This is a genomic window from Pseudonocardia sp. (genome assembly GCF_050246655.1).
GTDB lineage: Bacteria > Actinomycetota > Actinomycetes > Mycobacteriales > Pseudonocardiaceae > Pseudonocardia.
Genome location: NZ_JBFWVQ010000044.1, coordinates 1 through 25,941, shown reverse-complemented (window position 1 = coordinate 25,941; position 25,941 = coordinate 1). Strand labels below are relative to the sequence as shown.

At 72.6% G+C, this 25,941-nt stretch carries 28 protein-coding genes and 1 pseudogene; 23 read left to right on the top strand and 6 right to left on the bottom strand.

What is annotated here, in order from left to right:
• Positions 1-4 precede the first annotated feature (4 nt).
• Positions 5-763, bottom strand: coding sequence for an HAD-IA family hydrolase (locus tag AB7J25_RS15925; RefSeq protein WP_428509707.1), 759 nt, complete (start codon positions 761-763; stop codon positions 5-7).
• Between the two features lie 243 nt (positions 764-1,006).
• Between AB7J25_RS15925 and AB7J25_RS15920 the strand changes: the two genes are divergently transcribed.
• The 5 genes from AB7J25_RS15920 (at position 1,007) to AB7J25_RS15900 (ending at position 4,948) form a co-directional block, all read left to right on the top strand.
• Positions 1,007-1,654, top strand: coding sequence for a hypothetical protein (locus AB7J25_RS15920; protein ID WP_428509705.1), 648 nt, complete (start codon positions 1,007-1,009; stop codon positions 1,652-1,654).
• Entirely contained in the window at positions 1,651-2,139 is a 489-nt protein-coding gene (locus AB7J25_RS15915) for a hypothetical protein (protein WP_428509703.1), read from the top strand. Before AB7J25_RS15920 ends, AB7J25_RS15915 begins: the two co-directional genes overlap by 4 nt.
• A 544-nt stretch (positions 2,140-2,683) precedes the next feature.
• On the top strand, positions 2,684-3,376 hold the full coding sequence (locus tag AB7J25_RS15910; RefSeq protein ID WP_428509701.1) for a hypothetical protein: 693 nt from the start codon (positions 2,684-2,686) through the stop codon (positions 3,374-3,376).
• Positions 3,376-4,053, top strand: coding sequence for a hypothetical protein (locus tag AB7J25_RS15905; RefSeq protein WP_428509699.1), 678 nt, complete (start codon positions 3,376-3,378; stop codon positions 4,051-4,053). Before AB7J25_RS15910 ends, AB7J25_RS15905 begins: the two co-directional genes overlap by 1 nt.
• A 13-nt stretch (positions 4,054-4,066) precedes the next feature.
• Positions 4,067-4,948 carry a hypothetical protein gene (locus tag AB7J25_RS15900; protein WP_428509698.1) on the top strand — a complete coding sequence of 294 codons (882 nt, stop codon included), beginning with the start codon at positions 4,067-4,069 and terminating at the stop codon, positions 4,946-4,948.
• 52 nt (positions 4,949-5,000) lie between these two features.
• Here AB7J25_RS15900 and AB7J25_RS15895 read toward each other — a convergent pair whose 3' ends face one another.
• Positions 5,001-5,720: a hypothetical protein gene (locus AB7J25_RS15895; RefSeq protein WP_428509696.1), complete on the bottom strand. Its 720-nt coding sequence runs from the start codon at positions 5,718-5,720 to the stop codon at positions 5,001-5,003.
• Between the two features lie 87 nt (positions 5,721-5,807).
• Here AB7J25_RS15895 and AB7J25_RS15890 point away from each other — a divergent pair, with 87 nt between their 5' ends.
• Positions 5,808-6,281, top strand: a complete 474-nt coding sequence (locus AB7J25_RS15890) for a DUF4383 domain-containing protein (RefSeq protein ID WP_428509694.1) — start codon at positions 5,808-5,810, stop codon at positions 6,279-6,281.
• Positions 6,282-6,404: 123 nt separating this feature from the next.
• Here the strand turns inward: AB7J25_RS15890 and AB7J25_RS15885 are convergent, their stop codons facing one another.
• The 3 genes from AB7J25_RS15885 to AB7J25_RS15875 form a co-directional block, all read right to left on the bottom strand.
• A complete protein-coding gene (locus AB7J25_RS15885) occupies positions 6,405-6,896 on the bottom strand; it encodes a MarR family winged helix-turn-helix transcriptional regulator (protein WP_428509692.1) in 492 nt (163 codons plus the stop codon).
• A complete protein-coding gene (locus AB7J25_RS15880; protein ID WP_428509690.1) occupies positions 6,893-7,132 on the bottom strand; it encodes a hypothetical protein in 240 nt (79 codons plus the stop codon). The genes AB7J25_RS15885 and AB7J25_RS15880 overlap by 4 nt, the downstream gene beginning before the upstream one ends.
• Before the next feature lie 170 nt (positions 7,133-7,302).
• Complete coding sequence (locus AB7J25_RS15875; RefSeq protein ID WP_428509688.1) at positions 7,303-8,805, bottom strand: PucR family transcriptional regulator; 1,503 nt, start codon at positions 8,803-8,805, stop codon at positions 7,303-7,305.
• 113 nt (positions 8,806-8,918) lie between these two features.
• Between AB7J25_RS15875 and gabT the strand changes: the two genes are divergently transcribed.
• The 9 genes from gabT to AB7J25_RS15830 all read left to right on the top strand — a co-directional run bounded on the left by gabT (position 8,919) and on the right by AB7J25_RS15830 (position 18,497).
• On the top strand, positions 8,919-10,301 hold the full coding sequence (gene gabT, locus AB7J25_RS15870) for a 4-aminobutyrate--2-oxoglutarate transaminase (protein WP_428509686.1): 1,383 nt from the start codon (positions 8,919-8,921) through the stop codon (positions 10,299-10,301).
• Entirely contained in the window at positions 10,298-12,664 is a 2,367-nt protein-coding gene (locus tag AB7J25_RS15865) for a xanthine dehydrogenase family protein molybdopterin-binding subunit (protein WP_428509684.1), read from the top strand. Before gabT ends, AB7J25_RS15865 begins: the two co-directional genes overlap by 4 nt.
• Before the next feature lie 8 nt (positions 12,665-12,672).
• Positions 12,673-12,918 (top strand): acetyl-CoA carboxylase, encoded by a 246-nt coding sequence (locus tag AB7J25_RS15860; protein ID WP_428509682.1) that lies wholly within the window; start codon positions 12,673-12,675, stop codon positions 12,916-12,918.
• 2 nt (positions 12,919-12,920) lie between these two features.
• Positions 12,921-14,273 carry an acetyl-CoA carboxylase biotin carboxylase subunit gene (locus AB7J25_RS15855; RefSeq protein ID WP_428509680.1) on the top strand — a complete coding sequence of 451 codons (1,353 nt, stop codon included), beginning with the start codon at positions 12,921-12,923 and terminating at the stop codon, positions 14,271-14,273.
• Positions 14,270-15,169: a 5-oxoprolinase subunit B family protein gene (locus AB7J25_RS15850; RefSeq protein WP_428509678.1), complete on the top strand. Its 900-nt coding sequence runs from the start codon at positions 14,270-14,272 to the stop codon at positions 15,167-15,169. Before AB7J25_RS15855 ends, AB7J25_RS15850 begins: the two co-directional genes overlap by 4 nt.
• A complete protein-coding gene (locus tag AB7J25_RS15845) occupies positions 15,166-16,137 on the top strand; it encodes a biotin-dependent carboxyltransferase family protein (protein WP_428509675.1) in 972 nt (323 codons plus the stop codon). The genes AB7J25_RS15850 and AB7J25_RS15845 overlap by 4 nt, the downstream gene beginning before the upstream one ends.
• Before the next feature lie 85 nt (positions 16,138-16,222).
• Positions 16,223-16,990 carry a LamB/YcsF family protein gene (locus AB7J25_RS15840; RefSeq protein WP_428509673.1) on the top strand — a complete coding sequence of 256 codons (768 nt, stop codon included), beginning with the start codon at positions 16,223-16,225 and terminating at the stop codon, positions 16,988-16,990.
• A 74-nt stretch (positions 16,991-17,064) separates the two neighbouring features.
• Positions 17,065-17,409, top strand: a complete 345-nt coding sequence (locus AB7J25_RS15835; RefSeq protein WP_428509671.1) for a PadR family transcriptional regulator — start codon at positions 17,065-17,067, stop codon at positions 17,407-17,409.
• Positions 17,406-18,497, top strand: coding sequence for a hypothetical protein (locus tag AB7J25_RS15830; RefSeq protein WP_428509669.1), 1,092 nt, complete (start codon positions 17,406-17,408; stop codon positions 18,495-18,497). The genes AB7J25_RS15835 and AB7J25_RS15830 overlap by 4 nt, the downstream gene beginning before the upstream one ends.
• A gap of 39 nt (positions 18,498-18,536) precedes the next feature.
• Here the strand turns inward: AB7J25_RS15830 and AB7J25_RS15825 are convergent, their stop codons facing one another.
• The gene (locus AB7J25_RS15825) at positions 18,537-19,310 is read right to left on the bottom strand and encodes a hypothetical protein (protein WP_428509667.1); all 774 of its coding nucleotides are present in this window, start codon (positions 19,308-19,310) and stop codon (positions 18,537-18,539) included.
• 214 nt (positions 19,311-19,524) lie between these two features.
• Here AB7J25_RS15825 and AB7J25_RS15820 point away from each other — a divergent pair, with 214 nt between their 5' ends.
• From AB7J25_RS15820 to AB7J25_RS15785, 8 genes and pseudogenes are all read left to right on the top strand, one after another.
• On the top strand, positions 19,525-20,910 hold the full coding sequence (locus AB7J25_RS15820) for a cytochrome ubiquinol oxidase subunit I (protein WP_428509665.1): 1,386 nt from the start codon (positions 19,525-19,527) through the stop codon (positions 20,908-20,910).
• On the top strand, positions 20,907-21,935 hold the full coding sequence (locus AB7J25_RS15815; protein WP_428509663.1) for a cytochrome d ubiquinol oxidase subunit II: 1,029 nt from the start codon (positions 20,907-20,909) through the stop codon (positions 21,933-21,935). The genes AB7J25_RS15820 and AB7J25_RS15815 overlap by 4 nt, the downstream gene beginning before the upstream one ends.
• A gap of 63 nt (positions 21,936-21,998) precedes the next feature.
• Positions 21,999-22,208 carry a dodecin family protein gene (locus AB7J25_RS15810; protein ID WP_428509661.1) on the top strand — a complete coding sequence of 70 codons (210 nt, stop codon included), beginning with the start codon at positions 21,999-22,001 and terminating at the stop codon, positions 22,206-22,208.
• The gene (locus AB7J25_RS15805) at positions 22,205-23,239 is read left to right on the top strand and encodes an MBL fold metallo-hydrolase (RefSeq protein ID WP_428509657.1); all 1,035 of its coding nucleotides are present in this window, start codon (positions 22,205-22,207) and stop codon (positions 23,237-23,239) included. The genes AB7J25_RS15810 and AB7J25_RS15805 overlap by 4 nt, the downstream gene beginning before the upstream one ends.
• A gap of 136 nt (positions 23,240-23,375) precedes the next feature.
• Positions 23,376-23,855: a MaoC family dehydratase gene (locus tag AB7J25_RS15800; protein ID WP_428509655.1), complete on the top strand. Its 480-nt coding sequence runs from the start codon at positions 23,376-23,378 to the stop codon at positions 23,853-23,855.
• A gap of 49 nt (positions 23,856-23,904) precedes the next feature.
• On the top strand, positions 23,905-24,738 hold the full coding sequence (locus AB7J25_RS15795) for an alpha/beta fold hydrolase (RefSeq protein ID WP_428509653.1): 834 nt from the start codon (positions 23,905-23,907) through the stop codon (positions 24,736-24,738).
• An 8-nt stretch (positions 24,739-24,746) separates the two neighbouring features.
• Complete coding sequence (locus AB7J25_RS15790) at positions 24,747-25,766, top strand: thiamine pyrophosphate-dependent dehydrogenase E1 component subunit alpha (protein WP_428509651.1); 1,020 nt, start codon at positions 24,747-24,749, stop codon at positions 25,764-25,766.
• Positions 25,756-25,941 (top strand): annotated as a pseudogene (locus AB7J25_RS15785) (alpha-ketoacid dehydrogenase subunit beta); the annotation flags it as partial. The gene AB7J25_RS15790 and the pseudogene AB7J25_RS15785, both read left to right, overlap by 11 nt.

The following is a 25,941-nucleotide window of genomic DNA, read 5'->3' as shown; positions in this document are numbered from 1 at the left end:
CGGGTCACGCGCCCGGGCCCGGTACCGCGGCGTCCGCCCGGGCTTCCCACCACTGCCGCTGAAGCTCCCGGCAGTGCACCGTGAGCAGCTGGTGGGGGTCGTCGTAGGCCGGCCGGACGGCGACCGCGCCGGTGAAGTCCTGGGCCCGGGTGTAGCCGTTGGTCACCACGACGGTCGGCAGGCCCGCCGCCGTCGCCGCCTGCAGGCCGTTGGCGGAGTCCTCCACGGCGAGCGCCTCGTGCGGGGCGATGCCGAGGCCGTCCAGCGCCTTCAGGTAGGCCTCGGGATCCGGCTTGAGGTCGGCGACGTCGTCGCCGGTCACGACGAGGTCGACCGGGAACCCGCGCAGCAGCCGGGCGATGAGCGGATCCACCCACGAGCGCCGCCCGGTGGTGGCCACGGCGATCCGGACGCCCTCGCCCACGAGATCGGCGACGAGCGCGCGCATGCCCGGACGGGGGGCGAGGCGCCCGTTGACGACGAGCGCGCGGAACAGGTCGGTCTTGGTCCGGTGCACGCGGGCGGCGATCCCGTCGGCCGTCTCGCCGAATCCGCGGGCCCTCAGGTCGGTGGCGATGCGTCGCCTGCCACCGGTGATCTCCAGGAGGCGCCCGTACTCGTCGGCGCTCCACTCGACGTCGACGCCGTGGCGGACGAACGCCGCGTTGAACGCGTGCCGGTGGCCGTCGCGTTCGGTGTCGGCGAGCGTGCCGTCGACGTCGAAGATCACGGCGCGCAGTGCGGGCGCGAGCTGCCGATCCACTCTGTCTCCCCTTCCGTGCACCCGGACCGGGCGCCCGCAACCATCTCACCCGGCACGATGACCTCGTTCCTCCCCACCTGGGGGGAGCGACGGGAGGTCACGCGGGGGGTAGGCCGGTACCCCGCGGGCTCCCCCAGGTGGGGGATGAATTCGCGTGGCGGACGGTGCAGCGTGCGCAGATCCGATCGGCGGCGTCCCGGTACGACACCCGGCGACGCCCGCAGCGACGCGTGAGGAGACGGCATGGTCGACGTGGACACCGGAACGCCTCCGGGCGGCACCGGTTCCACGACCCATGCCGCTGCTGATTCCACTGCCGGTTCCACTGCCGGTTCCGCTGCCGGTTCCACTGCCGGACCGGACGCGGGCACGGGTCCCACGGGCGTCGCCTCGTCGCAGGCCGGGACCGGCCGCGGACCACGCCGGCTGCTCACGGGACTCGCCGCCCTGCTGGTCGTGCTGTCGGTGGCCTGCGCGGTCCTGCTGGTGCGGGATCGGGCCGCGCAGGCCGAGCCCGGGCAGCGGCAGGCGGCACTGGCGCAGGCCCGCGTCGTGGCCACCGAGATCGTCGGACTCGGCGGCGAGAACGCCACGGAGAAGCTGCAGAGCCTGATGCGCGGGACGACGGGACCCTTCCGGGACCAGCTCACCCGCCGAGCCGGGGACTTCGCGGCGGCCATGCAGGGGGCTCGCGTGACCTCCAGCGGCAAGGTCGCGGCCGCCGGGCTGGAGGAGTTCGGGCCGGACGCCGCGACGGCGCTCGTCGTGCTCACCGGGACGCTCGCCAACGCCGACACGCCCCAGGGCCAGCCGGTCTCGTACCGGTTGTCGCTGCAGCTGCGCCCCGAAGGCGGGCGCTGGCTCGTCTCCGGGGTCGAGGTCCTCCCGTGACGGTCCGGGCGCGGATCTGGCCGGCCGTGCTCTGCGTGCTGGTCGCGGCGGCCCTGCTGGGCGTCGGCCTGCTGGGCTGGCGCGCCTTCCGTGCCGAGCAGGCGCGCGACGAGGTCGACCGTGCCGTCGCCGCGGCCCGCTCCGGCATCGAGGAGGTCTACAGCTACGACTCCTCGACGCTGGACGAGGACCTGGCGCGGGCCCGCGCCCTGGTGACCGGCCCGTTCGCCGCCCAGTTCGAGCAGACGGCCCGCGACGTGATCGTCCCCGCGGGCCGCGAGCGGTCCTTCACCGCGGTCGTGGCGGTCGCGCGCATCGCGCTCGTGGACGCCGGTCCCGGCCGGGTGGACGTGCTGCTGCTCGCCGACCAGACCGTCCGGGCGTCGACGCAGCCGCAGCCCGAGCAGCAGGACCTCCAGCTCGCCGTCACGATGACGCGCGACGGCGACGGCCCGTGGCTGATCTCCCGCTCGGACCCGCTCTGAGCCGGCGCCTGCCCTCCGCGACGATTCAGCGATCGCTTAACTTCGTCTTAAGGGTTCGGTTAATAATTCGCTCGCCCACGCGGATATCACCCCCGTTTCCGCAGCGTGTCCGGGCTTGCGGTCGGAGTCGACTGTTAACTTTCCGGTAATGCCTCGGAGGCCCTCCGTGCGCATTTCGCGAAGCGGTACCACTGAAGGGTGAGCCGGTCGCTCGAACGTGTGAGCAGAGGGCGCTGACCAGCGTGGAAGGACACGAATGGTGTCCGCCGGAACGTGCTCTCCGACCCTCACGAGTGGGTCCTGCACCCATGTTGGTCCCGTCACTTCGGGCGATCGTGGTCGTTAACCGTTCGATTTCATCGAAATCCCGAGCGGTCGCGGAATCCGACCGCGTCCTCGGGCTACGGGTAATGCCGCCCGACTGCTGCGACCATGAGGAGAGCGATGCACCTCAGACCACACCATGCCGGGATATCCGGCGAAGGGATCGAGGAGGCCGAGCGTCGTGCTGCGAGCACCTCGCGGGTGAAGAGGGGTGGCCGAGATGGCTGACGGCGCACGGGGCCGGGGCATCTTCCCGCTGGTCAGCGTGATCGTCCTCATCGTCGCGGTGCTCGGGGTGGGTATCGCGGCGGTGCTGCTGGCGCGCACGATGATGATCGCCCAGAGCATCAGCGCGAAGGCGCAGACGATCGCTCTGACCGGCCGGGGCATCAACACGGCGACCGACTCGATCATCCAGCTCGAGCGCACGAACGCGACCGCGGCGTCCATCCTGGAGAGCGCCAAGCCCCTCCAGCCGGTTCTCGCCTCGATCATCGGCAGCGCCGGCACGATCAACGACCTGGCGGGCAGCGTCAACAACTCCGCCGCGTCGATCAACGCCTCCGCCCACGGCATCAACGACTCGGCGCACGCGATCGACGCCACGGCCGTGAAGATCAACGACGCCGCCGGGAGCATCCTCGGCAGCGCCGACGCGATCAACGGTGTCGCCAAGGACATCAACAACGAGGCAGGCGAGATCCTCGACACCGCCAAGGCCATCGATCACGACGCCGAGGCGATCAACCAGCGGCTGGACGTCACGCTGCACATCGCCGGGCGGATCAAGGGCGACACGGGCGCGATCGTGGACCAGGCCGTGAAGGCCCGCCACATCTCGTCCTGCATCGCCGAGAAGGTTCTGGCGCCGCCGCCGATCAGCAGCGGCCACTGCACGACGGGAGCTCCGTGATGGCACAGGGATCAACGGTCGTCCGGTGGATGTGGACCTGGATCGCGCTGGGCATCCTCGTCGTGGTCGTCGTCATCGGGTTCCTGATCGGTATCACCCGGGCGCTGTCCTCGATCGACGGCGGCCTGTTCGAGGCCGCGAGCTCGGTGGAGAACATCGGCACCAACGCCGACCCGCTCCCGGACGCGCTCCAGAAGATCAACGAGGCGCTGACGAGCATCGACGAGACGCTCAAGCCCGTCCCGGGCCAGGCGACCGAGATCGACGCGGGTCTCATCAAGGTGCGTGACGGTCTCGCCGTGGCGGGCCCCTCGCTCGCCGACACCGCGGCGTCGCTCGCCGACACGAACACGACGCTGGCGAGCACCGCGAGCAAGCTGGTGCACGTCGCGGACGTCGCGGGCGAGATCGACTCGTCGCTGGCCGACACCACCGACATCCTCAAGGTGGTCCTCGACCGGGCGCAGGCCATCGACACCAAGCTCGAGGCGGTCCAGAGCGCCGACAGCGACGGCACGGCGGACATCGTCAAGAACATCGAGATCGCCAACGGTGCGCTCGGCGACGTGCGTCACGACACCGAGGGCATCGTCGGTGGTCTCAAGGACGTGAACAAGAACCTCTCCGCCATCTGCAACTCGCCGCTGCTCGTCGCGCTGCCGCCCGCGCAGTGCTGAGCGGAGGGCACCGATGAACACCAAGCAGCTCAGGCCCGGCCTTCTGCCGATCATCGCCCTGGTCGTGGTGGCCGTGTGGGCGCTGTTCGCCGTCGGCACGCTCACGGGAACCATGATGGCGGCGAGCTCGATCCAGGACGACGTGGTGGCGATCAACACCACCTACCCCGAGGTCGAGCAGGACCTCCGCTCGATCCCTCTCGCGGAGGAGACCGGGCGGATCGCCGAGGAGATCAACCAGGCCGTCACGCCGGTCGGGCCGCAGTTCACCCAGATCGTGGAGGCCGTCGGCAGCATCGACGCGCACGTCGTCTCGATCGGTGGGAGCGTGGCGAGCATCAACACCAGCGTGCACGAGATCAACACCTCGGTGCACTCGATCGACGGCACGGTCACGAAGATCGACTCCGGGCTCACGGCCGTGGGCAAGGACGTCGACGAGATCAACGACTCCGCCCACGGGATCAAGAGCAAGTTCGACCAGATCCTGGGTCGGGCGGCGTCCATCGACGACCGGATCGACCGGGCCGACGACCAGGTCGAGACCGCGATCGGCGGTGTCCTGGGCATCAAGGGTGACCTCGACAAGGTCCTCAACGTGCTGGTGCCCGACATCATCAAGAACGCTGCGGCGATCGCGGGCAGCCCGGTGATCAACCTCGATGCGGCCAAGCTGCCGGGTGCGCTTCTCGACTCGCTCAACTCGCTGATCAGCGGCGGCCCGCCGCCCGTCCAGACGGCGGCTCCGGGCGCGGTCGACGAGAGCGTCCCGGTGTCGGAGCCGGCGCCCGCCCTGACGGAGGCGTTGCCGACGGAGGACGAGCCCGCGCCGTCCGCGGAGGAGGAGCCGGCCGACGAGGGTCTGCTCGAGCCACTCACGAAGTGGCTGAACTGACCTCGTCGTCCGATGGGATCGGGCGTTGGTAGCCCTCCGACGCCCGATCCCGTCACTCCGCGCGGAACGAGTGGGTGATCTCGTCGAAGGTCTCGGCACCCGCCTGGAAGGAATCGGCGGGAAGGGCCTGGAAGACGAGCGCCAGCATCGTCGAACCCTTGAACACGAAGAAGTGGGAATGCGCTCCGGTCCGCCCGGAGTCGCGATCGGTGAACGTGTAGAGGTAGAAGTACCCCGGCAGTCCGGCGAGTGTGATCGGCCTTGGCTCGGCGAGCAGTTTCACCGATTCGTCGGACAATGCGATCTCGTCGGTGAGCTGCCGGGCCACGGTCGAATCGGCCGGTGCGGCCGGCAGTTCCACCACCCGCACCAGGAACGAGTACGGCCCGCGGTGCGCCACGATCGGCACCTGCGGATCGGCCGGGACCGCCCGTGTCCAGCTCGACGGGTAGGTGAGGGCGAAGCCGCCCACCGGGCTGTGGAACTCCAGCATCCCGGGGATGGATTCGACCGATGTCGGTGCAGGTGAGGCGCCTGCGGCGGGGTCGGGGCCGGCGCCGTCGCCGGACGGCAGGGCGACCGGTGCCAGCGCGGCGCAGGCCACGACCGCCACCGCGGCGGCGACCGCACCGCGCCGACCCGTGAGCGCCCTTCCGAATGCGCCACGTTGCTTTTCGGGAGTGGATTCCCGCGTGGTTTCCATACCCGGACAACGAGGGGGAGGGGCCGTGGTTGTCGCCGCGCCGCCGAAACCGGCGTGGCGCGCAGCCATCGCAGGATCTCCGCCCCGCCCGGGGTGGTGTCGACACCAACTCCGAAACCCGGCCGCTCGGTGGGCCGGCCGACACAGGGAGAGACCATGACGAGCAAGCCCATCAACTGGGGCACCCCGAAGGCCGAGGGCTCCGACAACAACTGGGGGATCGGGACGGCCTTCGGTGCCGGATCGCTGCCCAACAAGTTCGCCGTCGCCGCCGGGATCGTCTGCCTCCTGCTCGGCGTGGTGGGCTTCTTCGTGACCGGCTTCAGTGACTTCACCGAGCAGAAGGACACGCTCCTGCTCGGGCTGTTCCACCTGACGCCCATGTACAACGTCGCCCTCCTCGGCATCGGCGGGCTGTGGTTGTTCGCCGGCCTGGCGCTCACCACCACGGCCGTCGAGGGCGTCAACTTCGCGATGGCGGGCTTCTTCGTGCTCGCCGCCGTGCTCGGCTACCTCGGCGCGCTGCCGCTGTTCGGCATCCCCGCCGGGTTCAGCGCCGACGTGCTCCTGCTCGTGGTCCTCGGGGTCGTCTCGCTGCTGTTCGCGGGCCTCGTCCCGGCTCGCCGCTGACCGGCCGGGACCTGCGGGGCGCGGCGGCGCCGGGCCCGGCGCCGCCGCGCTCGAACCTGCCGGGAACCCGCGCGCCCGCCGTGGTGGTGCGCGCCGTCGTGAGCGCGGGGCGGAGGGCGGTGGTCATCGGGACGGCTCGATGGCCTCGGTGCTCGGTCGGATCGGACCGGGGCGTGTGGGGTCGAGGTTGGCGATCACCGCTGCGAGCGAGGCCATGAAGGCGGCGACCTCGCCCGCGGGCAGGCCGTGGACGGCCTCGGCGTTGACCTCGCGGGCGGCGGCGACGAGCTCGGGTTCGATCTCTCGTGCGCGGGGGGTGAGTCGCACCCGGGAACGGCGCTTGTCGCCCGGGTCCGGTTCCCGGGTGATCAGTCCGTCGCGTTCCATCCGGGCGAGGGTGTTGGCCATGGTGGGCTGCTCGACCTGCACGCGGGCGCAGAGCTCGGCTTGGGTGAGCCCGTCAGCCTCGTAGAGGGCGAGCAGCTGCGCGAACTGCCCGGGCACCACGCCCGACGCCGCGATGCGGTCGCGGAGGCGGCGCTCGAGCAGCCGGGCCAGGTGGTTGACCTGGTAGCCCAGCGACTCGGTCCGCGCCAGCGCGGGGTGGGAGGTCACCGTCGACTCCGGGCCCGCAGCACCACGCGGATGCGCGGCCACTTCCACAAGGCGAGACCGGAGGCGACCACGACCGGGATCGCCACCCACTGCACGATCGCGACGAACCCCGGCCCGAGCAGCGGGCCGGCGTAGATGGCGATCAGCACGGCGATCCCGGCGACCAGGTGCAGGACCCGCTGCCGATCGCGAAGGCGCGCTCGGCAGCGTCTCGGTGTCCCTGCAGCGATGGGCATGGCCATCCTCCTCACGGTGGCGGCACGTGGCGGCACGTGGCGGCACGTGGCGGCACGTGGCGGCATGGTAGATAGCTCGCTATGTAATGAAGATAGCAAGCTATCGGCCCTTCGCAAGCAGGAGTCGGGGACCGCCCGAGGGCGAGCCCGGGCTCCCCAGGGTGATCGGCTCACTCCTGCTCGGCGGGTGCGTGCAGCGCGAACCACAGCTCGGCGCGCAGGCCCGGCGAGTCCAGGCTCCGGCCGAGCAGCACCTCCGCGCGGCGGATGCGTGCGCGCAGCGTGTGCCGGTGCACCCCCAGGTCCGTGGCGGTGGCGTCCCAGTGCCCGTGATGGCCGAGCCACTCGCGCAACGACTCGACGAGCCGCGTCCCGTGATCGGCGTCATGGCGGCGCAGCGGGCCGAGCAGCCCGGCGGCGAACGCGGCGGTGTCCTCGGCGGGCAGCAGCGCCTGCAGCCCGCCCGCGGCGAGATCGGTGAACCGCGCCGAGGGGGCGCCCGCCCGCTGCGCGGCCGCGGCCGCCCGCTCGGCCTGTACGTGCCCGGCGGCGAGATCGGCGAGACCCACGGGCTCGGACACCCCCGCGTGCACGCCGGGGCCGGGTAGCCCCGCGAGCCATTCCGGCACCGGGCCGTCCGCAGCGGCGAGCGCGACGATCGCCCCGTCCAGGTGCGCGGTGAACAGCGGGCCGTGCTCCGCGCTGCGCGCGCCGATGACGTCGGCGAGATCGGCGAGTGCGTGCAGGCGGCCCCGGAACACGACCGCGCGCAGCGGTGGGGCCGGCTGCGGCCCCTCCATCTCGGCAGCGATCTCCCAGGCCGCGGCGGCCTGCCCGGCGAGCGCGGTGCGCAGCAGCGTGGTGCGCAGCGCGCCGCGCGCCTTCTCCACGGCGGCCGGGGTGGCGTGCAGCAGCGTGAGCACGGAGACGGCCGCCCCGACGATCTGCATGTCCGCCGGGGCGAACCCCGCCGTCCGGCCGATCGCGAGGACGGCGCGCCCGCGCAGGCGCAGCGGCTGCAGCACCGCGCACCCGTCCGAAGTGGGCACCGTCCGGCTGGTCGGCCCGTGGTGGTGCCGCACCCGCTCGACCTCCGGGGCGAGCCCGGCCAGCCGGCGCGCCGCGGATGCCGGAGCGGCGTGCTCCACCCGCCCGGAGGCATCGAGCAGCAGCACCCACGCGTCGAGCCGCCGGGCGAGCTGGCGGAGCACGCGTCCCGTGCCCTGGTTGCCGAGCGCGGCCGCGGTGAGCGCCCGCCGCGCCTCGTCCGTGCGCACCACCTGGGCGTACGCGTCCGCGGCGAGGGCCGCCGACACTGCCTTCGTGATCGCGATGAACGGCGTGCGTTCGGGGATCTCCAGCAGCGCGAACCCGTGCCGCCGCGCGGCGTCCACCAGCGGGGACGGCACCGTCGCGTGGGAAAGGCCCGTTCCGAACCCGAGCCCGGCCAGGCCGTGTGCGACCAGCCGCGCGACGAACGCGTCGTGGTCGGTCCCGTCCCCCAGGGCGAGGCCGGTGGTGAGCAGCAGCTCCCCGCCGTCGAGGTAGACGGTCGGGTCGTCCAGCTCGCTGATGTGCGCCCAGCTGACCGTGCGGTCCAGCAGCCCGTCCGCGCACAGCGGCCGCACACCGAGCGCCCGATCGGCGACGAGGCTGCGCAGCGTGGCGGGCACGGCACCTCCCGGTAGACGAACCGGCGCGTCCCGGTCGGTCGACGCGCCGATCTGGACACTACCGGCCCGACGTGTTCCAGATCACGCTGAGAGCCGTCGTGAAGGAGTCAAGCGTGGACACCGTCACACCCTCCGCTCTACCCGCCGCCCGCCATCGCCACCTGGCGACCGCCGTGCCCGGACCCCGGTCGCAGGAGCTGCACCGCCGCCGCGCCGCGGCGGTGACCTCGGCCGTCGCCAGCCTGCTGCCCGTGTACGTGGCAGAGGGCGGCGAGGGCACGCTCACCGACGTCGACGGGAACCGCTTCATCGACCTCGGGTCCGGCATCGCCGTGACCGGCGTCGGCAACCCGGCGCCTGCCGTCGCGCGGGGGGTGGCCGCGCAGGCCGCGGCGTTCACCCACACCTGCTTCATGATCACCCCGTACGAGGGGTACGTGGAGGTCTGCGAGGAGCTGGCCGCGCTCACGCCGGGCACGCACGAGAAGCGCTCGGCGCTGGTCAACTCCGGTGCGGAGGCCGTCGAGAACGCGGTGAAGGTGGCCCGGCGGGCCACCGGGCGGCAGGGCGTCGTCGTGGTGGAGCACGCCTTCCACGGCCGGACCTACCTCACGATGACCATGACGGCGAAGAACATGCCCTACCGCGACGGGTTCGGCCCGTTCGTGGCGGAGGTGCACCGGGTGCCCGCGTCGTACCCGTTCCGCGACGGCCTCCCCGGCCCGGACGCCGCCCGCCGCGCGACCGCGCTGATCGAGTCGGAGATCGGCGCGCGCAACGTCGCATGCGTCGTCGTGGAGCCGATCCAGGGCGAGGGCGGGTTCGTCGTCCCGGCGCCGGGGTTCCTGCCCGCGCTCGCGCAGTGGTGCACCGCGAACGGCGTCGTGTTCGTCGCCGACGAGGTGCAGACGGGCTTCTGCCGCACCGGTGCCTGGTTCGCGAGCGAGCACGAGGACGTCGTGCCCGACATCGTCGTCACCGCGAAGGGCATGGCGGGTGGGATGCCGCTCGGCGGGATCACCGGCCGCGCCGAGCTGATGGACGCGGTGCACCCCAGCGGGCTCGGGGGCACGTACGGCGGCAACCCCGTCTCGTGCGCCGCGGCGCTCGGCGCGATCGCGACCATGCGCGAGCGGGACCTCGCCGCGGCGGCGCGCCGGATCGAGGCGGCCGTCGTGCCCCGGCTGCGGGCGCTCGCGGAGCGCGTGCCCGCGATCGGCGACGTCCGCGGGCGCGGGGCGATGCTCGCCGCCGAGTTCGTCCGGCCCGGTACCGCCGGGCCCGACGCGGTACCCGACCCGGCGTTCGCCAAGGCCGTCGCCTCCGCCTGCCACGCCGAGGGCGTCGTCGTGCTCACCTGCGGCACCCACGGCAACGTCGTGCGCCTGCTCCCACCCCTGGTCATCGCGGACGACGTGCTCGACGAGGGACTGGGCGTCCTGGAGGCAGCGATCACCGACACCGCGATCACCGACACCGCGAGGAGCCATCCGTGACCCAGACCGCGCCACACCGGCACGTCGGCACCAGCCTCCCGCGCCGTGAGGACGCACCGCTGCTCACCGGTCGGGCCTCCTGGACCGAGAACATCACCCCGCCCGGCACGCTGCACCTCGCGCTCGTCCGCAGCCCCCTGGCCCACGCCCGCATCACGGGCGTGGACACCACCCGGGCACGGGAGCTTTCCGGTGTGGTCGCGGTCCTCACCGGCGAGGACGTCGCCGGGGAGTTCGCGATCGGTTTGCCGTGCGGCTGGCCCGTCACGGAGGACATCAAGATCCCCGACCACCCGCCGCTCGCCCGCGGCGAGGTCAACCACGTCGGCGAGCCGGTCGTGGTGGTCGCGGCCCGCGACCGTGCCACGGCGCTCGACGCGGCCGGCCTCGTGGAGGTCGACTACGAGCCGCTGCCCGCGGTCGTCGACATCGAGGCGGCGCTGGCCGACGGCGCCCCGCTCGTGCACGAGGATCTGGGCACCAACCACTGCTACACCTGGCCGATGCCCGTCGGTGACGTGGACGCGGCGTTCGCGCAGGCGGACGTGGTGGTCGAGGGGCGCTACCTGCAGCAGCGGGTGATCCCGTCGCCGATGGAGACCCGTGCCGTCGTCGTCGTCCCGGACCTGGTCGGTGCCGGGTACACCGTCTACTCCTCCACGCAGGTGCCGCACTTCCTGCGCGACATCCTCGCGATGATCTGCGGCATCTCCGACTCGAAGCTGCGGGTGGTGGCCCCGGACGTCGGCGGCGGGTTCGGCGTGAAGCTCAACGTGTACGCCGAGGAGGCCCTGGCGCTGGCGCTGGCCCGGCGGCTGGGCGCGCCGGTGAAGTGGGTGGAGACCCGCTCCGAGCACCACATCGGCACGTGTCACGGCCGCGGCCAGGTGCAGCGCATCGCCGTCGCCGCGACGAGCGAGGGGAAGATCCTCGGGATGCGGGTGAACCTGCTCGCGGACATGGGCGCCTACCTGCAGCTCCTCACGCCCGGCATCGCGGTGTTCGGCGCGTTCACCTACTGCGGCCTCTACGACTTCGGTGCCTACTCCTTCGAGTGCCAGGGCGTGTTCACCAACCTCACACCCACCGACGCCTACCGGGGCGCGGGGCGCTCCGAGGCCGCTTACGCCCACGAGCGGATCATGGACGAGCTGGCGGCCGAGCTGGGCATGGACCCGGCGGAGGTGCGGCTGCGCAACCTGCACCCGGCGTTCAGCGAGCCGCGCGCCGTGCCGTCCGGCGTGCTCTACGACTCGGGCGACTACGAGACGTGCATGCGCAAGGCCATGGAGCTGGTCGGCTACGACGAGCTGCGCGCCGAGCAGCGCCGCCGCCGCGAGGCGGGCGAGGCCGTGGCGCTCGGCATCGGGATCGGCAACTTCACCGAGAGCGGCGGGCTCTCCCCGTCCAAGGTGGCCGCCGGTGTGCGGCTGCAGTCCGGGGGCTGGGAGAACGCGGCCGTCCGGATGCTGGTGAGCGGCAAGGTCGAGGTCGTGACGGGGACGTCGCCGCACGGGCAGGCCCACGAGACGGTGTGGTCGCAGATCGTCGCGGACGCGCTCGGCGTGGACCCGGCGGACGTCGAGGTGCTGCACGGCGACACCGCCGTCGCTCCCTACGGGCGCGACACGTACGGCTCGCGCAGCGTCGCGGTCGGCGGCACCGCGGTGCACCTGGCATCGGGCAAGGTCGTCGAGAAGGCCCGCAAGATCGCCGCGCACATGCTGGAGGCGGCCGAGGACGACCTCGAGTTCGAGGCGGGCCGCTTCTCCGTGCGCGGCACGGACAAGGGCACGACCATCCAGGAGGTGGCGCTCGCCGCCTACATGGCCGCCGACCTGCCCGAGGACGTCGAGCCGACGCTGGCGGCGGACTCGACGTTCGACCCGCCCAACTTCACCTGGCCGTTCGGCACGCACATCTGCGTGGTGGAGGTCGACACCGAGACCGGGCGGGCGCAGATCCGCCGCTTCGTCGCGGTCGACGACTGCGGCATCGTGGTCAACCCGATGATCGTCGAGGGGCAGGTGCACGGCGGCGTCGCCCAGGGGATCTCGCAGGCCCTCTACGAGGAGGCGCTCTTCGACGCCGACGGCAACCCGACCACCGCCACGCTCGCGGACTACGCGTTCCCGGCTGCGCCGGACCTGCCGAGCTTCGAGCTGGACGCCACCGTCACCCCGTCCCCGACGAACCCGCTCGGTGTCAAGGGGATCGGGGAGTCCGGCGCGATCGGCTCGTCGCCCGCGGCGCTGAACGCGGTGGTCGATGCGGTGGCGCATCTCGGAGTACGGCACATCGACATGCCCGCGACACCCCAGCGCGTGTGGCGCGCGATCCAGGCCGCCCGCAACCCCGAGTGAGGAGAGCCATGTCCCGCCACGAGGTCGTCTCGCCCATCCCCGGCGTCTTCTACCGGCGCCCTGACCCGGACAGCGACGTGTTCGCCGAGCCCGGCGCCAGCGTCGAGTCGGACCAGACCGTGTGCCTGATCGAGGTCATGAAGTCGTTCCACTCGGTACCGGCGGGTGCGGCGGGCACCCTCGTCGAGTTCCTGGTGGAGGACGAGGACGTGGTGGACGCGGGCCAGCCGGTCGCGGTCGTCGAGGTGAGCTGACCGTGCGGCGGCTGCTCGTCGCGAACCGCGGGGAGATCGCGGTCCGGGTGATCCGGGCCGCGCGCGACCTCGGGATCGAGACGGTCGCCGTGCACTCGACCGCGGACGGCGCTGCGCCGCACGTGCGGATGGCGGACGTCGCCGTCGAGATCGGGCCCCCGCAGGCCACGAAGTCCTACCTGCTGACCGACGCGATCCTCGCCGCCGCCAAGGAGACCGGCGCGGACGCCGTCCACCCCGGCTACGGGTTCCTCTCGGAGCGTGCGGACTTCGCGAAGGCCGTCGCCGACGCGGGGCTGGCGTTCGTCGGGCCGGACGCGCGGGTGATCGACATGATGGGGGACAAGGTGCGCGCCCGCGTCGCCGCCGCGCAGGCGGGGGTGCCCACCGTTCCCGGCACACCGGAGGGGGTCGAGGACTCCGCGGGCGCGTTGGCGGCCGCGGAAGAGGTCGGCTACCCGGTGATGCTCAAGGCCGCCGCGGGGGGTGGCGGCCGGGGCATCCGGGTGGTCGGCGACGCCGACGAGCTGCGGAAGGCCTTCGGCCCGGCGTCGCAGGAGGCGGCGAAGGCGTTCGGTGACGGCCGGATGTACGTCGAGCGTTTCGTCGCGAAGGCCCGCCACGTCGAGGTGCAGGTGCTCGGGGACGGCATCGACGCCGTGCACCTGTTCGACCGGGAGTGCTCGCTGCAGCGGCGGCGCCAGAAGATGGTCGAGGAGGCGCCGGCGCCCGGGATCGGCGAGGAGCAGCGGGCGCGGATCACGGCGGACGCAGTCGCGCTCGTCGCGTCGGTGGGGTACTCCAGCGCGGGCACGGTGGAGTTCCTCGTCGACGACGAGAGCGGCGAGCACTTCTTCATCGAGACGAACACGCGCATCCAGGTCGAGCACCCGGTGACCGAGCTCGTCACGGGGATCGACCTGGTCGCCGAGCAGCTGCGGATCGCAGCGGGGGAGGCCTTGCGGATCCGCCAGGACGACGTCGCGGTGCGCGGGCACGCGATCGAGTTCCGCGTGTGCGCCGAGGACCCGGAGCGCGACTTCCTGCCCTCACCCGGCCGGATCGAGCGCGTGACCCTGCCGGGCGGGCCGTGGGTGCGCTGCGACACCTGGCTGGAGCCGGGCGGGCAGGTCCCGCCGTTCTACGACTCCCTGCTGGCCAAGGTGATCGTGTGGGGTGAGGATCGGGGGACCGCGCTCGCGCGCTCGCGCCGCGCGCTGGCGGAGTTCTCGGTGACCGGCGTGCCGACGACGGCGGGCCTGTTCACGGAGCTGCTCGACCAGGAGTGGTTCGCGGCGGGTGCGTTCACGACGGGGACGCTCGAGGAGTGGCTTCGAGAGAGGGCAGGCAGATGAGTACCACCGAGGTGACCCCGGACGTGGCCGCCCGCTACAGCTGGGGCGGCGACGACCACATCTTCGTCGAGCTGGCCGAGGAGATGAGCCTGCTCGCGAACTTCCGCGCGATGGCGATCACGAAGAAGCTGCGCGACGAGCGGCCGGACGGGGTGCTCGACATCTGCCCCGCGAACGCGTCCTACCAGGTCCGCTACGACCCGGACGTGATCGAGCCGCGGGCGCTGCTCGCCCGGCTGAAGGACGCGGAGGCGCAGGTCGGCGACGCCGCGGACGTGGCGCTCGCGACCCGCGTCGTCGAGGTCCCGGTGCTCTACCGCGATCCCTGGACGACCGAGACGCTGCTGCGTTTCCGGGACCGTCACCAGGACCCGGACGCCACCGACATCGAGTACGCGGCCCGGATCAACGGGTTCCCCGACGTCGACGGGTTCATCGCGGCGCACTCCGGTTCGCCGTGGATCACCTCCATGGTCGGCTTCGTCGCGGGCCTGCCGTTCCTCTACCAGATGGTGGGTCGGGAGCGGCAGCTCGTCGTGCCGAAGTACCTGCGGCCGCGCACGGACACGCCCAAGCAGACCGTCGGGCACGGGGGATGCTTCGGCTGCATCTACTCGGTGCGCGGCGCGGGCGGCTACCAGATGTTCGGCATCACCCCGGCGCCGATCTACGACCCGACCCAGAAGCTGCCCGACTTCGACGAGTTCATGGTGTTCTTCCGGCCCGCCGACATCGTGCGGTTCGTGCCCATCGACCGCGAGACCTACGACGCCACGCTCGCCGACGTCGAGGCGGGGACGTTCCGCATCACCGCGCGGCCGGTGGAGTTCCACGCGCGGGAGTTCCTCGACGACCCGGACGGCTACAACCGACGGCTGCTGGGGGAGGGGGCATGAGCCTCACGGTGCAGAAGCCCGGCCTGTCCACCACGGTGCAGGACGCGGGCCGCAACGGCCACTACGACGTCGGCATCCCGCCGTCGGGGGCGCTGGACCAGTACTCGCTGAGCGCGGCGAACCTGCTGGTCGGCAACCCGGCCGGGGCGGCGGCGCTGGAATGCGTCTACCTGGGCCCGGAGCTGGTGTTCGGCGAGGACGCCGTCGTCGCGGTCGCGGGGGCGTCGATGGTGCCGAAGGTCGACGGCGAGGAGCGCCCGGTCTGGGAGTCCTTCGACGTCGCGGCCGGGCAGACGCTGTCGTTCGGCTTCCTCACCGCCGGCGCGCGCGCCTACGTCGCCGTCTCGGGCGGGGTCGACGTACCCGAGGTGCTGGGCAGCCGGTCCACCTATGCGCTCGGTGCGCTCGGCGGTTTCGGCGGGCGTCCGCTGGCCGAGGGCGACGAGCTACCGGTCGGCGCGCACAACGGCGTGCGCGCCGGCCGGGTCGTGCCCGAGGACCTGCGCCCGACGCTCGCCAAGGACGTCGAGGTGCGGGTGATGATGGGGCTCTACGACCACCGCCTCACCGACGGCGGGCGCGCGACGTTCCTCGGCACCACCTGGACACTCACGCCGACGGCGGACCGCATCGGCTTCCGCTACAAGGGCGAGAAGCTCGAGACCGTGGACCGCGAGCCGCCGTTCGGGGCGGGCCAGGACCCGTCCAACATCGTCGACGCCCCGTACCCGATCGGCTCGATCCAGGTGCCGGGCAGCGTCGAGCCGATCATCCTGCACCGCGACGCCGTCTCCGGCGGGGGCTACATGATGATCGCGACCGTGCTCTCGGGGGATCTGGACGTGGTGGCGCAGTGCGCTCCGAACACGCGCACGCGCTTCGTCGCCGTCGATCTCGACGAGGCGCTCGCGATCCGCGCGGACCGCACCAGGCGCCTCGCCGCGCTGGCGCAGGCGGTGGGGTCGTGACCGGGGTGTGCCGTCGAGAACGACGTTGCGCAGCTCCGGAGGCCCTGTTGATCAGCACAACGTCGTTCTCGACGGGGGTGGCCACGTGACCGCCGTCGACATCAACTGCGACTGCTCGGAGAGCTACGGCCGCTGGATCCTCGGCGACGACCTCGGGATGATGGACCACGTCACGTCGATCAACGTCGCCACCGGCTACCACGGCGGCGACCCGTCGACGATCCGTCGCGCCGTGAACGGGGCCGTCGAGCGCGGGGTGAACATCGGTGCCCACATCGCGTTCCCGGACCTCATGGGCTTCGGGCGACGCAAGATGTGGATCGACCCGGCGGACCTGCAGGACATGTGCCTCTACCAGATCGGGGCGCTGCAGGTGTTCGTCACGGCCGCGGGGGCACGGCTCACGCACGTCAAGCCGCACGGGTCGCTCTACGTGATGGCCAGCGACATGCCCGAGTACGCCGACGCCGTCGCCGCCGCGGTGGCGGAGGTGGACGCCACGCTCCCGCTGCTGCTGCTCACCACCGCCATGACCGAGCACGCCGCGAAGCACGGCGTCACCCTCGTCCCCGAGTCCTTCCCAGACCTGCATTACACCCCCGACGGGCACCTGATCATCGAGCGGATCAAGAAGGCGTGGGACCCGGAGCTGGTGGCGTCGCGCGCGGTGCGGATGGCGACCGAGGGCTCCGTCGTCGCCAACGACGGGGAGACCGTCATCCCGACCGCGGCGCCGACGCTGTGCCTGCACGGGGACGCGCCGAACGGTGTCGAGATCGCCCGGACGACGCGGCGGCGCCTGGAGGAGGCGGGGGTGGCGATCCGGCCGCTGCCGGAGGTGCTCGCGGCCTGACCACCGCGTCCGGACCGCCGGTTCGGGCGCTCGCGGGGGTCGTCCGGCGTTCTCTATCTATGTAGACTTTGCCGGTGGCACGAGCGCGCCGACCCTCTCCGCAGACCACGGCTGTCCTCCACGCCCTGGCTCGCGAGCCCTCCACCTGGCGCCACGGCTACGCGCTGTGCCGCCAGCTGGGCATCAAGCCGGGCTCGATGTACCCGATCCTCATGCGCCTGGCCGATCGCGGCCTGCTGGAGACGACCTGGGACGCCGACGCCGACGCCGCGCCCGGGCGCCCGCCCCGCCACCTCTATCGGCTGACCGGCACCGGCCTCGCGCTGGCCGCGGAGCTCCCCGAGCCGGCCGCCGCCGCGGCCCGCACCGCCCGCGTGCTCGCGCCGGGCCGCGAGAGGCTCGCCGGGGGACACCCGTGAGGCCCGCCCGGACGCGCCGGCTGCGCGTCGCCGCCGAGCTCCTGGTGCTCGCCGCCGTCGTGGCCGCGGTCGCGACCGGCTCGCTCTACGTCACGGAGTCCGGGTCCTTCGACCACCCCGTCCGGGGCGGGAACGCCTGGCAGAACTTCGTCGCCGGATCGATCCTCGTCGCGGTCCTTGGCACGGCGGCGGGAGGCGTGCTCTGGCTGGCGTGGCGCCGTCGGGCGTCGCTGGACGCCCAGCCCGACGCCCCGGCCCGGTTGCTGGCCGTCGCCGTCGCGACGCTGCCGCAGGAGCGCCGCGACTGGGGGACCGCCATGGCGGCCGAGCTGTCGAGCGTCACCGGCCGGGCGGCCCGGTGGCGTTTCGCGACGGGCAGCGCGCGGGCCGCGCTGTTCCCCCCGGCCGGGTCGTGGCGTCCGGCCGCGGGCTGGGCCGGAGCGGGCGTCGGGGTGGTCGGGGTCCTCGCCTGCCTGGTCGCGGCGGGGTACCTGGGTGCGGCCCACCCGGACACGCTCGCGGTCACCCCGCCTCACGTCGTCGCCGTGCTGGTGGTCTTCCTTGTCGCCTGCCTGACGCTGACGCTCGCCGCTCCGGCGGGGCTGCGGTCGAGCACCCTGGCCCGACGGACCGGCCTCGGCCTCGGCGTGGCGGGTGGGGTCGGGCTGCTGCTGCTCTCGCGGGCGGGCGGTCTCGAGGCGGGTGCGCTGGTCTACACGCTGCCCGCGCTGTTCCTCGTCGTCGTGATCGCCCCGGTCGCCGTCGCGGCCGTCGCCCGGTCCTTCCGGGCGGGCGTGCAGGCGGCGCTGTGGGGTTTCGTCTTCTGCGGCGTCACGATGTTCCCGGTCTACCTCGTCGAGTCGGTCCGCCGGTTCCGCGCCGACGGGACGCTCTACCTGGACGGCGAGCTCGTGACCGGGGCGACGGCCGGGGACAACCTGGGTGATGCCGTGGGCTGGCTCCTCCTCGTGGTGCCCGGCCTGCTGATGCCGCTCGGCATCCTCGGCGCGGCCCTCGCGACCGCCGTCGTGCGCGCGATCCGGGTCAGGGCGGCCCGCAGTCGCCGAGGCGGCCCGGCCGCCGGTTGAGGTGGCGCCGCACCGCCACGGCGCGCCCGGGCGGAGCGGTCAGCGGTCCGCCGATGCCTGCGGGTGCCGCAGCAGGGCGTCGACGGCGGTGCGGAGGACGCGCACGCGCCGCACGTGATCGGCGTCGACGTCGCCCGCATGCCCGCCGGGCATCTCGCCGCCGATCGCGACCGGGATCTGCGGCGGAAGAGTGGCGAGGAGCCCGGGTGCGAGCCCGCCGAGCTCCAGGTCGCGTGCGGGGAGCCGGACGTAGCCGAGCGTGTCGCCCAGCTCGACCACGAGATCGGCGAGCGCTCCGGCGTCGTAGCGGCCGGCGGGCACGTCGAGCACCACACCTCCGGGGGTCCCCGCGACGACGGCGACCGCCTCCTCCACCGTGGGCACGGCGGAGCCCGGCACCGCCGTCATCAGCGGGCGCATCCGGAAGCGGCCCGCGAGCTCGGCGAGCAGCTCGAACAGCTCCCGCGCCTTCGACGCGTCCCCGGCCGATGCGCGGGACGTCACGAACTGGGCGCCGAGGCGGACGCCCAGCTCCAGGACCCGCATGTAGGGCTGCTGGCCGTCGAGCACGCGCAGCCCCGCGCCGAGCTCGACCCGCCCGACATCGAGGACGGTGACCCGGGACTCCAGCAACGCCTCCGCCAGATCGCCCAGCATCGGCGAGCCGATCCCCTTGGCCCACCAGGCCCCGACCTCGTCGACGGCCGCGACGCGCAGCCCGATCGAGTCCAGCCCTGCCGACCGCGCGATCCCGACCACCTGCACCGGGTCCAGCGGGTGGACGGTCGACTGGTGCAACGCGATCCGGTTCACGGGTCTCCCTCGCACGACGGGTGGTCGGCGCCGAGGGTAGGCCGGACCCGCCGGTCCTGGTGGGGCCGGGACTCCTTTCGCGGGCGCCGGGTCCCCCGGGCGGACCCCGCCGGGCCGGACGCCCCACTTCCGTCGAGCGGGAACCGCACGAGGGCCGCCGTGCGCCCCCAGGATGCACGCGATCCTGGGCGTCCCGAGCAGAGCGGAGGTCGGCGTGCCGGAGATCGAGATGGTGCTCGCGGACGCTGCCCGAAATCTCTATCCCGCGCGGATGCAGATGGCCCTGTCGCTCGGCTGGCACATCATCTTCGCGTGCTTCGGCGTCGCCTTCCCGGCGATCGTGGTCTTCACCGAGTGGCGCGCCCACCGCCGGGGCAACCGCGACCTCCACGAGCTCGCCCACACCTGGGCCAAGGCGATGGGTGTGCTGTTCGCCGCGGGTGCGGTGTCGGGGACGCTGCTGTCGTTCGAGATGGGCATCCTCTGGCCGGTCCTGATGGACACCTACGGCGAGGTGTTCGGCTTCCCGTTCTTGCTGGAGGGCTTCTCGTTCTTCATCGAGGCGATCTTCGTGGGCGTCTACCTGTTCGGTTGGAACCGGATGTCGCCGCGCGCGCACATGCTGAGCGCCATCCCGATGATCGTCGCGGGCGCCTCGGGGACGTTCTTCGTGGTCGCCGCGAACGCCTGGATGAACAACCCGACCGGCTTCCGGCTCGACGAGGCCGGACGCGTGGTCGACGCGGACCCGGTCGCGGCGATGTTCGGGCCGTCGATGCCGGCGCAGGTCGTGCACATGCTGGTCGCCGCGTACATGGTCACCGGGTTCACCATCGCGTCGGTGTACGCGATCGGGATGCTGCGCGGGCGCCGCGACCGCTACCACCGCTTCGGCATGCAGATCCCGCTCACCGTCGCGGCGGTCGCCGCCGTCGTCCAGATCGTCGTCGGGCACTGGATCGCGGGCGTCGTCGCCGAGAACCAGCCCGCCAAGCTGGCCGCGATGGAGGCCCAGTACGAGACGCAGGCGGGTGCGCCGCTCTCGCTCGGCGGCATCTACCGCGACGACGAGCTGCACTATGCGATCGAGATCCCCTACGGGCTGTCGCTGCTCGTGCACGAGGACCCGAACGCCGTCGTCCCCGGCCTGGAGGAGATCCCGGAGGACGCGCGGCCGCCGGTGAACGTCGTGCACCTCGCCTACAACGCGATGGTCGGGCTCGGCTCGGCGCTGCTGCTGCTCGCGCTGGTGTTCGCCTACGCGCGGTGGCGGCGCCCGGCGCTCCTGCGCAACGCGTGGTTCCTGCGCGGGGTCGCGGTCTCCGGGGTCGCCGCGATCGTCGCGATGGAGGCCGGCTGGATCACCACGGAGGTCGGCCGCCAGCCGTGGGTCGTCTACGGGCTCCTGCGCACCGCGGACGCCGTCAGCCCGGCGCCGGGCCTGTACCTCGGTCTCTACGCGACGGTCGCGATCTACGCCGTCCTCACCGCGTTCACCGTCTACGTGCTGCGCGGGCTCGCCCGCCGCCACGACCTGACGGCCCCGCAGGAGCAGGACGCCCCGGCGGACGAGCCGGCGGAGGAGGTCGGGGTGTCATGACGCTCGCGGAACTCCTGCTCGGCGTGATGTTCGTCGGGCTCGTCGCGTACGCGCTCTTCGGCGGGGCCGACTTCGGCGCGGGCATCTGGGACCTGCTCGCGGGGGGCACCGCCCGCGGCGCGCGCCGGCGTGCGCTCATCGAGCGCTCGATCGCTCCGGTGTGGGAGGCCAACCACGTCTGGTTGATCTTCGTGCTGGTCGTGCTGTGGACGGCGTTCTCCGGGGCGTTCGCGGCGGTCGTCACGACGCTGTACGTGCCGCTCGCGCTCGCCGCCTTCGGCATGCTCGCCCGGGGCGCGGCCTTCGCGTTCCGCAAGAGCGTCACGGGTCTCCCGATGCGTCGCCTCTTCGGGGCGTCGTTCGCGGTGTCCTCGCTGGTCACCCCCTTCTTCCTCGGCGCGGTGGTCGGTGCGGTGGCGTCCGGACGGGTGCCGCCCGGCATCGCGACGGGCAACGTGATCACCAGCTGGCTCAACCCCACCTCGGTCCTCGGCGGCGTCCTGGCCATCGCCGTGTGCGCGTTCCTCGCCGCCGTGTTCCTCTGCTCGGACGCGCGGCGGGAGGGGGCGGAGGACCTCGCCGACCAGTTCCGCGCCTGCGGGCTCACCACCGCCGTGGTGACCGGGGCGCTCAGCCTGGTCGGGATCGTCGTGCTGCGCGCGGACGCGCCGCTGCTGTTCGAGGGGCTGATCGGGCGGGCGCTGCCGGTCGTGGCGCTGTCCGTCGCGGCCGGGGTCGTCACGATCACGCTGCTGGTGCGCCGTCGCTATGCCGCGGCGCGGATCACCGGCGCCGCCGCGGTGGCGACGATCCTCCTCGGCTGGGCGGCAGCGCAGTACCCGTACGTGCTGCTGCCCTACCTCACCGTCGAGGAGGCCGCGCGCGGCCGGGCCACGCTGGTGGCCATGACGGTGGTGCTGGTCTGCGGATCGCTGGTCCTGGTCCCGGCGCTGCTGTACATGTACCGGCTGTTCCAGAGCCCACCCGCGAGCCCATCCGCGCCTGCGGGGCGCGACGGGTCCTGACGGGCCGCTCCCGGCCAGCGGGAACCCCACGGATCGCCGGTGCGGCGACCCGATGATGACCCGGTGACGGTCCACAAGGCGGTCGACCTCGTCGGCACGGGCGACTCGGTCCAGGACGCGGTGACGGAGGCGCTGGACCGCGCCCGGCTCTCGCTGGAGGGCATCACCTCCTTCGAGGTGCAGCGCATCGCGGGCACCGTGGACGGCGCCCGCACCGAGTACGAGGTGCAGGTGCGGGTGTGGTTCACCCTGCTCGAACGCATGCACGGATGACCGGCCCGGACGCCCGGCTCGACGGCGTCACGCGCGTCGCACTGCCGGTGGGTATCAACGCGGTCGAGACCGTGAACATGCACGTCCTCGCGGACGGCGACCGGGTGACGGTCGTCGACTGCGGCGTGTGGCGGCCGGACCTGCCCGACGGCGGGCTCGCGGCCCTGGAGGCGGGCCTGCAGGGCGCGGGATACGCGCTGAGCGACGTGTCCCGGATCCTCGTGACGCACGCGCACATCGACCACTACGGCCTCGCCGGTGCACTCATGGAGCGCACCGGGGCCGAGCTCGTCATGCACGCGATGACCGACCTGGACTGCGAGAAGTACCGCCATCCCGACACCGCCCGCGCCCGGCGCCGGGACACCTACGCCGACCACGGGGTGTCCGAGGGGGAGCGGACCGACCTCGCCGACCATCTCACCCGCTGGCTGCCGTACCTGCACTCGGTCGTCGAGGCCTCGTCCCGGCTGCGTGGCGGTGAGGAGCTGGAGATCGGCGGCGACCGGTGGAGCGTCGTTCACACCCCGGGCCACTCGCTCGGACACGTCTGCCTGTGGTCGGCGGCGCGGGGCGTCCTGCTGTCCGGCGACCACCTCCTGCCCGGCATCACGCCGCCGGTGACCTTCGAACGCGGCTTCGACAACGACCCGCTGCGCAGCTACCTCGAGTCGCTGCGGCGGGTCGCGGACCTGCGCCCGGAGCACGTGATGCCCGGGCACGGCATGCCGTTCGGGGACGCGGTGGGGCGGATCGAGGCCATCCTGCGCACCAAGCTGCGCCGGCTGGAGAAGATCCGCCGCGCGATCGCGGACCGGCCGTCCAGCGTGGTCGAGCTGGCGGACCGGCTCGTCGCCAAGGCCGTGCTCGCCCACCAGCGGCAGCTCGCGATCAACGAGACGCTCTCGCACATCGCGTTCCTGCGCTGGTCCGGGGTCGTGGAGCGGCGCACCCGGCCCGACGGCGTCTACGAGTGGTACGCGACGTCGGACACCCCGCCGGACGTCCGCGACCTGGTCGGGGCGGCGTGAACGCCGTACCGTCCACAGCGGTTCCGCCCGCGGTCCCGCGTGGGCTCCCACTGGGCAGGAACCCCGCCGCGAGCCCCGAGCCGGACCCTGTCCCGGTGCTTGACTCGCCGCGATGTCGACTTCCGGAGGAACGAACATGACCGAGGTCGCGGACCGGGCGCCCGTCGTCCTGCAGGGTCTCGACGGACTGCGCGGGCGGGCGGGCGACGAGATCGGTACCAGCACCTGGCGGACGGTGACGCAGGAGGACATCGACACCTTCGCGCGGCTCACCGGCGACGCACAGTGGATCCACGTCGATCCCGAGCGCGCGCGGACCGGCCCGTTCGGTGCGACCGTGCAGCACGGGTTCCTCACCCTCGGCATGGCGACCGGCCTGCTGTGGGAGGTCTGCACCGTCGACGGCTTCGGCGTGGTGCTCAACTACGGGCTGAACAAGGTCCGGTTCCCCGCGCCGCTGCGGGTCGGCAGCATGATCCGGATGCACGTGCTGATCGCCGAGGTGAAGGAGCTGGCGGGCGGCGGCGCCGAGGTCGTCTACCGGCTGACCTACGAGGTCGAGGGCGAGACGAAGCCGTGCTGCGTGGCCGACCTCGTGTTCCGCTACTACGACTGACCCGGCCCACCCGCGACCGACCGGGGGCGACGAACGAGATGGAGCGGTAATGACCACGACCGAGAACCCGGCGATCGGCAAGGACGTCGAGGCCGACGGCATCCGGACGAACTACCTCGAGTCCGGCACGGGTGACGACCACGTCGTGCTCGTGCACGGCTCGGGTCCGGGTGTGACGTCCTACGCGAACTGGCGCCTCGTGCTGCCCGAGCTGGGCAAGGACTTCCACTGCGTCGCCCCGGACATGGTCGGCTTCGGCTACTCTGACCGGCCCGTCGACGTCGCGTACAGCCTCGACACCTGGGCCGACCAGACCCTCGGCGTGATGGACGCGCTCGGCATCGAGCGCGCCCACCTGATCGGCAACAGCTTCGGCGGCGGGATCGCCCTTCGCCTGGCCACCCAGCACCCGGACCGCGTGCGCAAGCTGGTCCTGATGGGCAGCATGGGCGTCCACTTCGAGATCACCGAGGGCCTCGACGCCGTCTGGGGCTACGAGGCGTCGTTCGAGAACATGCGACGCGTCCTGGACTACTTCGCCTACTCGCGCGAGCTGGTGAACGACGAGCTGGCCCAGGTGCGCTACGAAGGCAGCATCCAGCCGGGCTTCCAGGAGGCGTTCTCCTCGATGTTCCCCGCGCCCCGCCAGCGCTGGGTGGAGGCGATGACCGTCTCGGAGGACGCGCTGCGCGCGCTGCCGCACCGCGCGCTCGTCATGCACGGGCGCGAGGACAAGGTCATCCCGGTGAGCAACTCCTACAAGCTCATGGAGCTGCTCGACAACGCCGATCTCGCCGTGTTCTCCCACTGCGGGCACTGGTCCATGATCGAGCGGACGGCCGACTTCAACCGGCTCGTGCGCGACTTCTTCCTCGGCGACTAGGAGCGCACATGGCCACCCGCAACAGCACGCGCGGCCGCCGCAAGGCCGCGGGCCCGCCCCCGGTCGCCGAGCGCGACCCGGCGCTGCTGCGCCGCATCCACGAGATCATGGTGCTCACCCGGGCCGTCGAGGACCGGATGGTCGCCATGTACAAGGGCGGCGATCTGCTCGGTTCGCTCTACACGGGGCACTGGCACGAGGCGATCAGCGTGGGCGCGGCGTCGACCCTGCGCCCCGACGACTACCTCGCCCCGATCCACCGCGACCTCGGTGCGCACCTGTGGCGGGGGATGGAGCCCTGGCAGGTGATGGCGAGTTTCATGGGCAAGGCGACCTCGCCCACCGGCGGGCGCGACGGGACGCTGCACTACGGGCGGCTCGATCTCGGCATCTACAACCTGCCCAGCCACATCCCGGCGAACTTCCCGGTCGCCACGGGGATGGCGTTCGCGGCGAAGTACCGCGGCGAGGACCGGGTGTGCCTGGCGTTCTGCGGTGACGGCTCGACGTCGCGGGCGGACTTCCACGAGTCGCTGACGATCGCGAGCGTCCAGAAGCTGCCCAACGTCTTCGTCATCGAGAACAACCAGTTCGCGTACTCGACGCCGCTGCGGCTGCAGTCGAACTCGGACACCTTCGCGGTGAAGGCGGTCGGCTACGGCATCCCCGGTGTGACGGTGGACGGCACGGACGCGCTCGCGGTGCACGACGCCGTCGCCGAGGCGGTCGCGCGGGCTCGCGCCGGCGAGGGGCCGTCGATCGTCGAGGGCGTCACGATGCGGATGCACGGGCACGCCGAGCACGACCCGGCCGACTACGTCCCGCAGGAGATGTACGAGGAGTGGGCGAAGAAGGACCCGGTCGACTTGTTCGAGAACGTGCTGCTCGACGCGGGCGTGCTCGACGCGGACACCGCCAAGCAGGTGCGTGAGGATGCGCGCCAGCTCGCCATCGCCGCACGGCGCAAGGCGCTGGCCGACCCGATGCCCGATCCCAGCAACATCGAGGACGGTGTGTATGCCGACTGATTCCGGGCAGGCGACGTACCTGGAGGCGGTCGGGCTGGCGCTCGATCACGAGATGGATCGTGATCCGGATGTCTTCATCATTGGTGAGGATGTGGGGCAGTTCGGTGGCGCGTTCAAGGTGACGAAGGGGTTTTTGGACAAGTTCGGTCCGCGTCGGGTGGTGGATACGCCGATT

What these genes read in the sequence shown, in the direction of transcription:
- AB7J25_RS15845 (WP_428509675.1), top strand. Translation starts at nt 15,166, where the DNA reads ATGAGCCTCACGGTGCAGAAGCCCGGCCTGTCCACCACGGTGCAGGAC.
- AB7J25_RS15880 (WP_428509690.1), bottom strand. Translation starts at nt 7,132, where the DNA reads ATGCCCATCGCTGCAGGGACACCGAGACGCTGCCGAGCGCGCCTTCGC.
- AB7J25_RS15910 (WP_428509701.1), top strand. Translation starts at nt 2,684, where the DNA reads ATGGCTGACGGCGCACGGGGCCGGGGCATCTTCCCGCTGGTCAGCGTG.
- AB7J25_RS15860 (WP_428509682.1), top strand. Translation starts at nt 12,673, where the DNA reads ATGTCCCGCCACGAGGTCGTCTCGCCCATCCCCGGCGTCTTCTACCGG.
- AB7J25_RS15850 (WP_428509678.1), top strand. Translation starts at nt 14,270, where the DNA reads ATGAGTACCACCGAGGTGACCCCGGACGTGGCCGCCCGCTACAGCTGG.
- AB7J25_RS15895 (WP_428509696.1), bottom strand. Translation starts at nt 5,720, where the DNA reads ATGGCTGCGCGCCACGCCGGTTTCGGCGGCGCGGCGACAACCACGGCC.
- AB7J25_RS15805 (WP_428509657.1), top strand. Translation starts at nt 22,205, where the DNA reads ATGACCGGCCCGGACGCCCGGCTCGACGGCGTCACGCGCGTCGCACTG.
- AB7J25_RS15800 (WP_428509655.1), top strand. Translation starts at nt 23,376, where the DNA reads ATGACCGAGGTCGCGGACCGGGCGCCCGTCGTCCTGCAGGGTCTCGAC.
- AB7J25_RS15905 (WP_428509699.1), top strand. Translation starts at nt 3,376, where the DNA reads ATGGCACAGGGATCAACGGTCGTCCGGTGGATGTGGACCTGGATCGCG.
- AB7J25_RS15900 (WP_428509698.1), top strand. Translation starts at nt 4,067, where the DNA reads ATGAACACCAAGCAGCTCAGGCCCGGCCTTCTGCCGATCATCGCCCTG.
- AB7J25_RS15890 (WP_428509694.1), top strand. Translation starts at nt 5,808, where the DNA reads ATGACGAGCAAGCCCATCAACTGGGGCACCCCGAAGGCCGAGGGCTCC.
- AB7J25_RS15920 (WP_428509705.1), top strand. Translation starts at nt 1,007, where the DNA reads ATGGTCGACGTGGACACCGGAACGCCTCCGGGCGGCACCGGTTCCACG.
- AB7J25_RS15815 (WP_428509663.1), top strand. Translation starts at nt 20,907, where the DNA reads ATGACGCTCGCGGAACTCCTGCTCGGCGTGATGTTCGTCGGGCTCGTC.
- AB7J25_RS15795 (WP_428509653.1), top strand. Translation starts at nt 23,905, where the DNA reads ATGACCACGACCGAGAACCCGGCGATCGGCAAGGACGTCGAGGCCGAC.
- AB7J25_RS15790 (WP_428509651.1), top strand. Translation starts at nt 24,747, where the DNA reads ATGGCCACCCGCAACAGCACGCGCGGCCGCCGCAAGGCCGCGGGCCCG.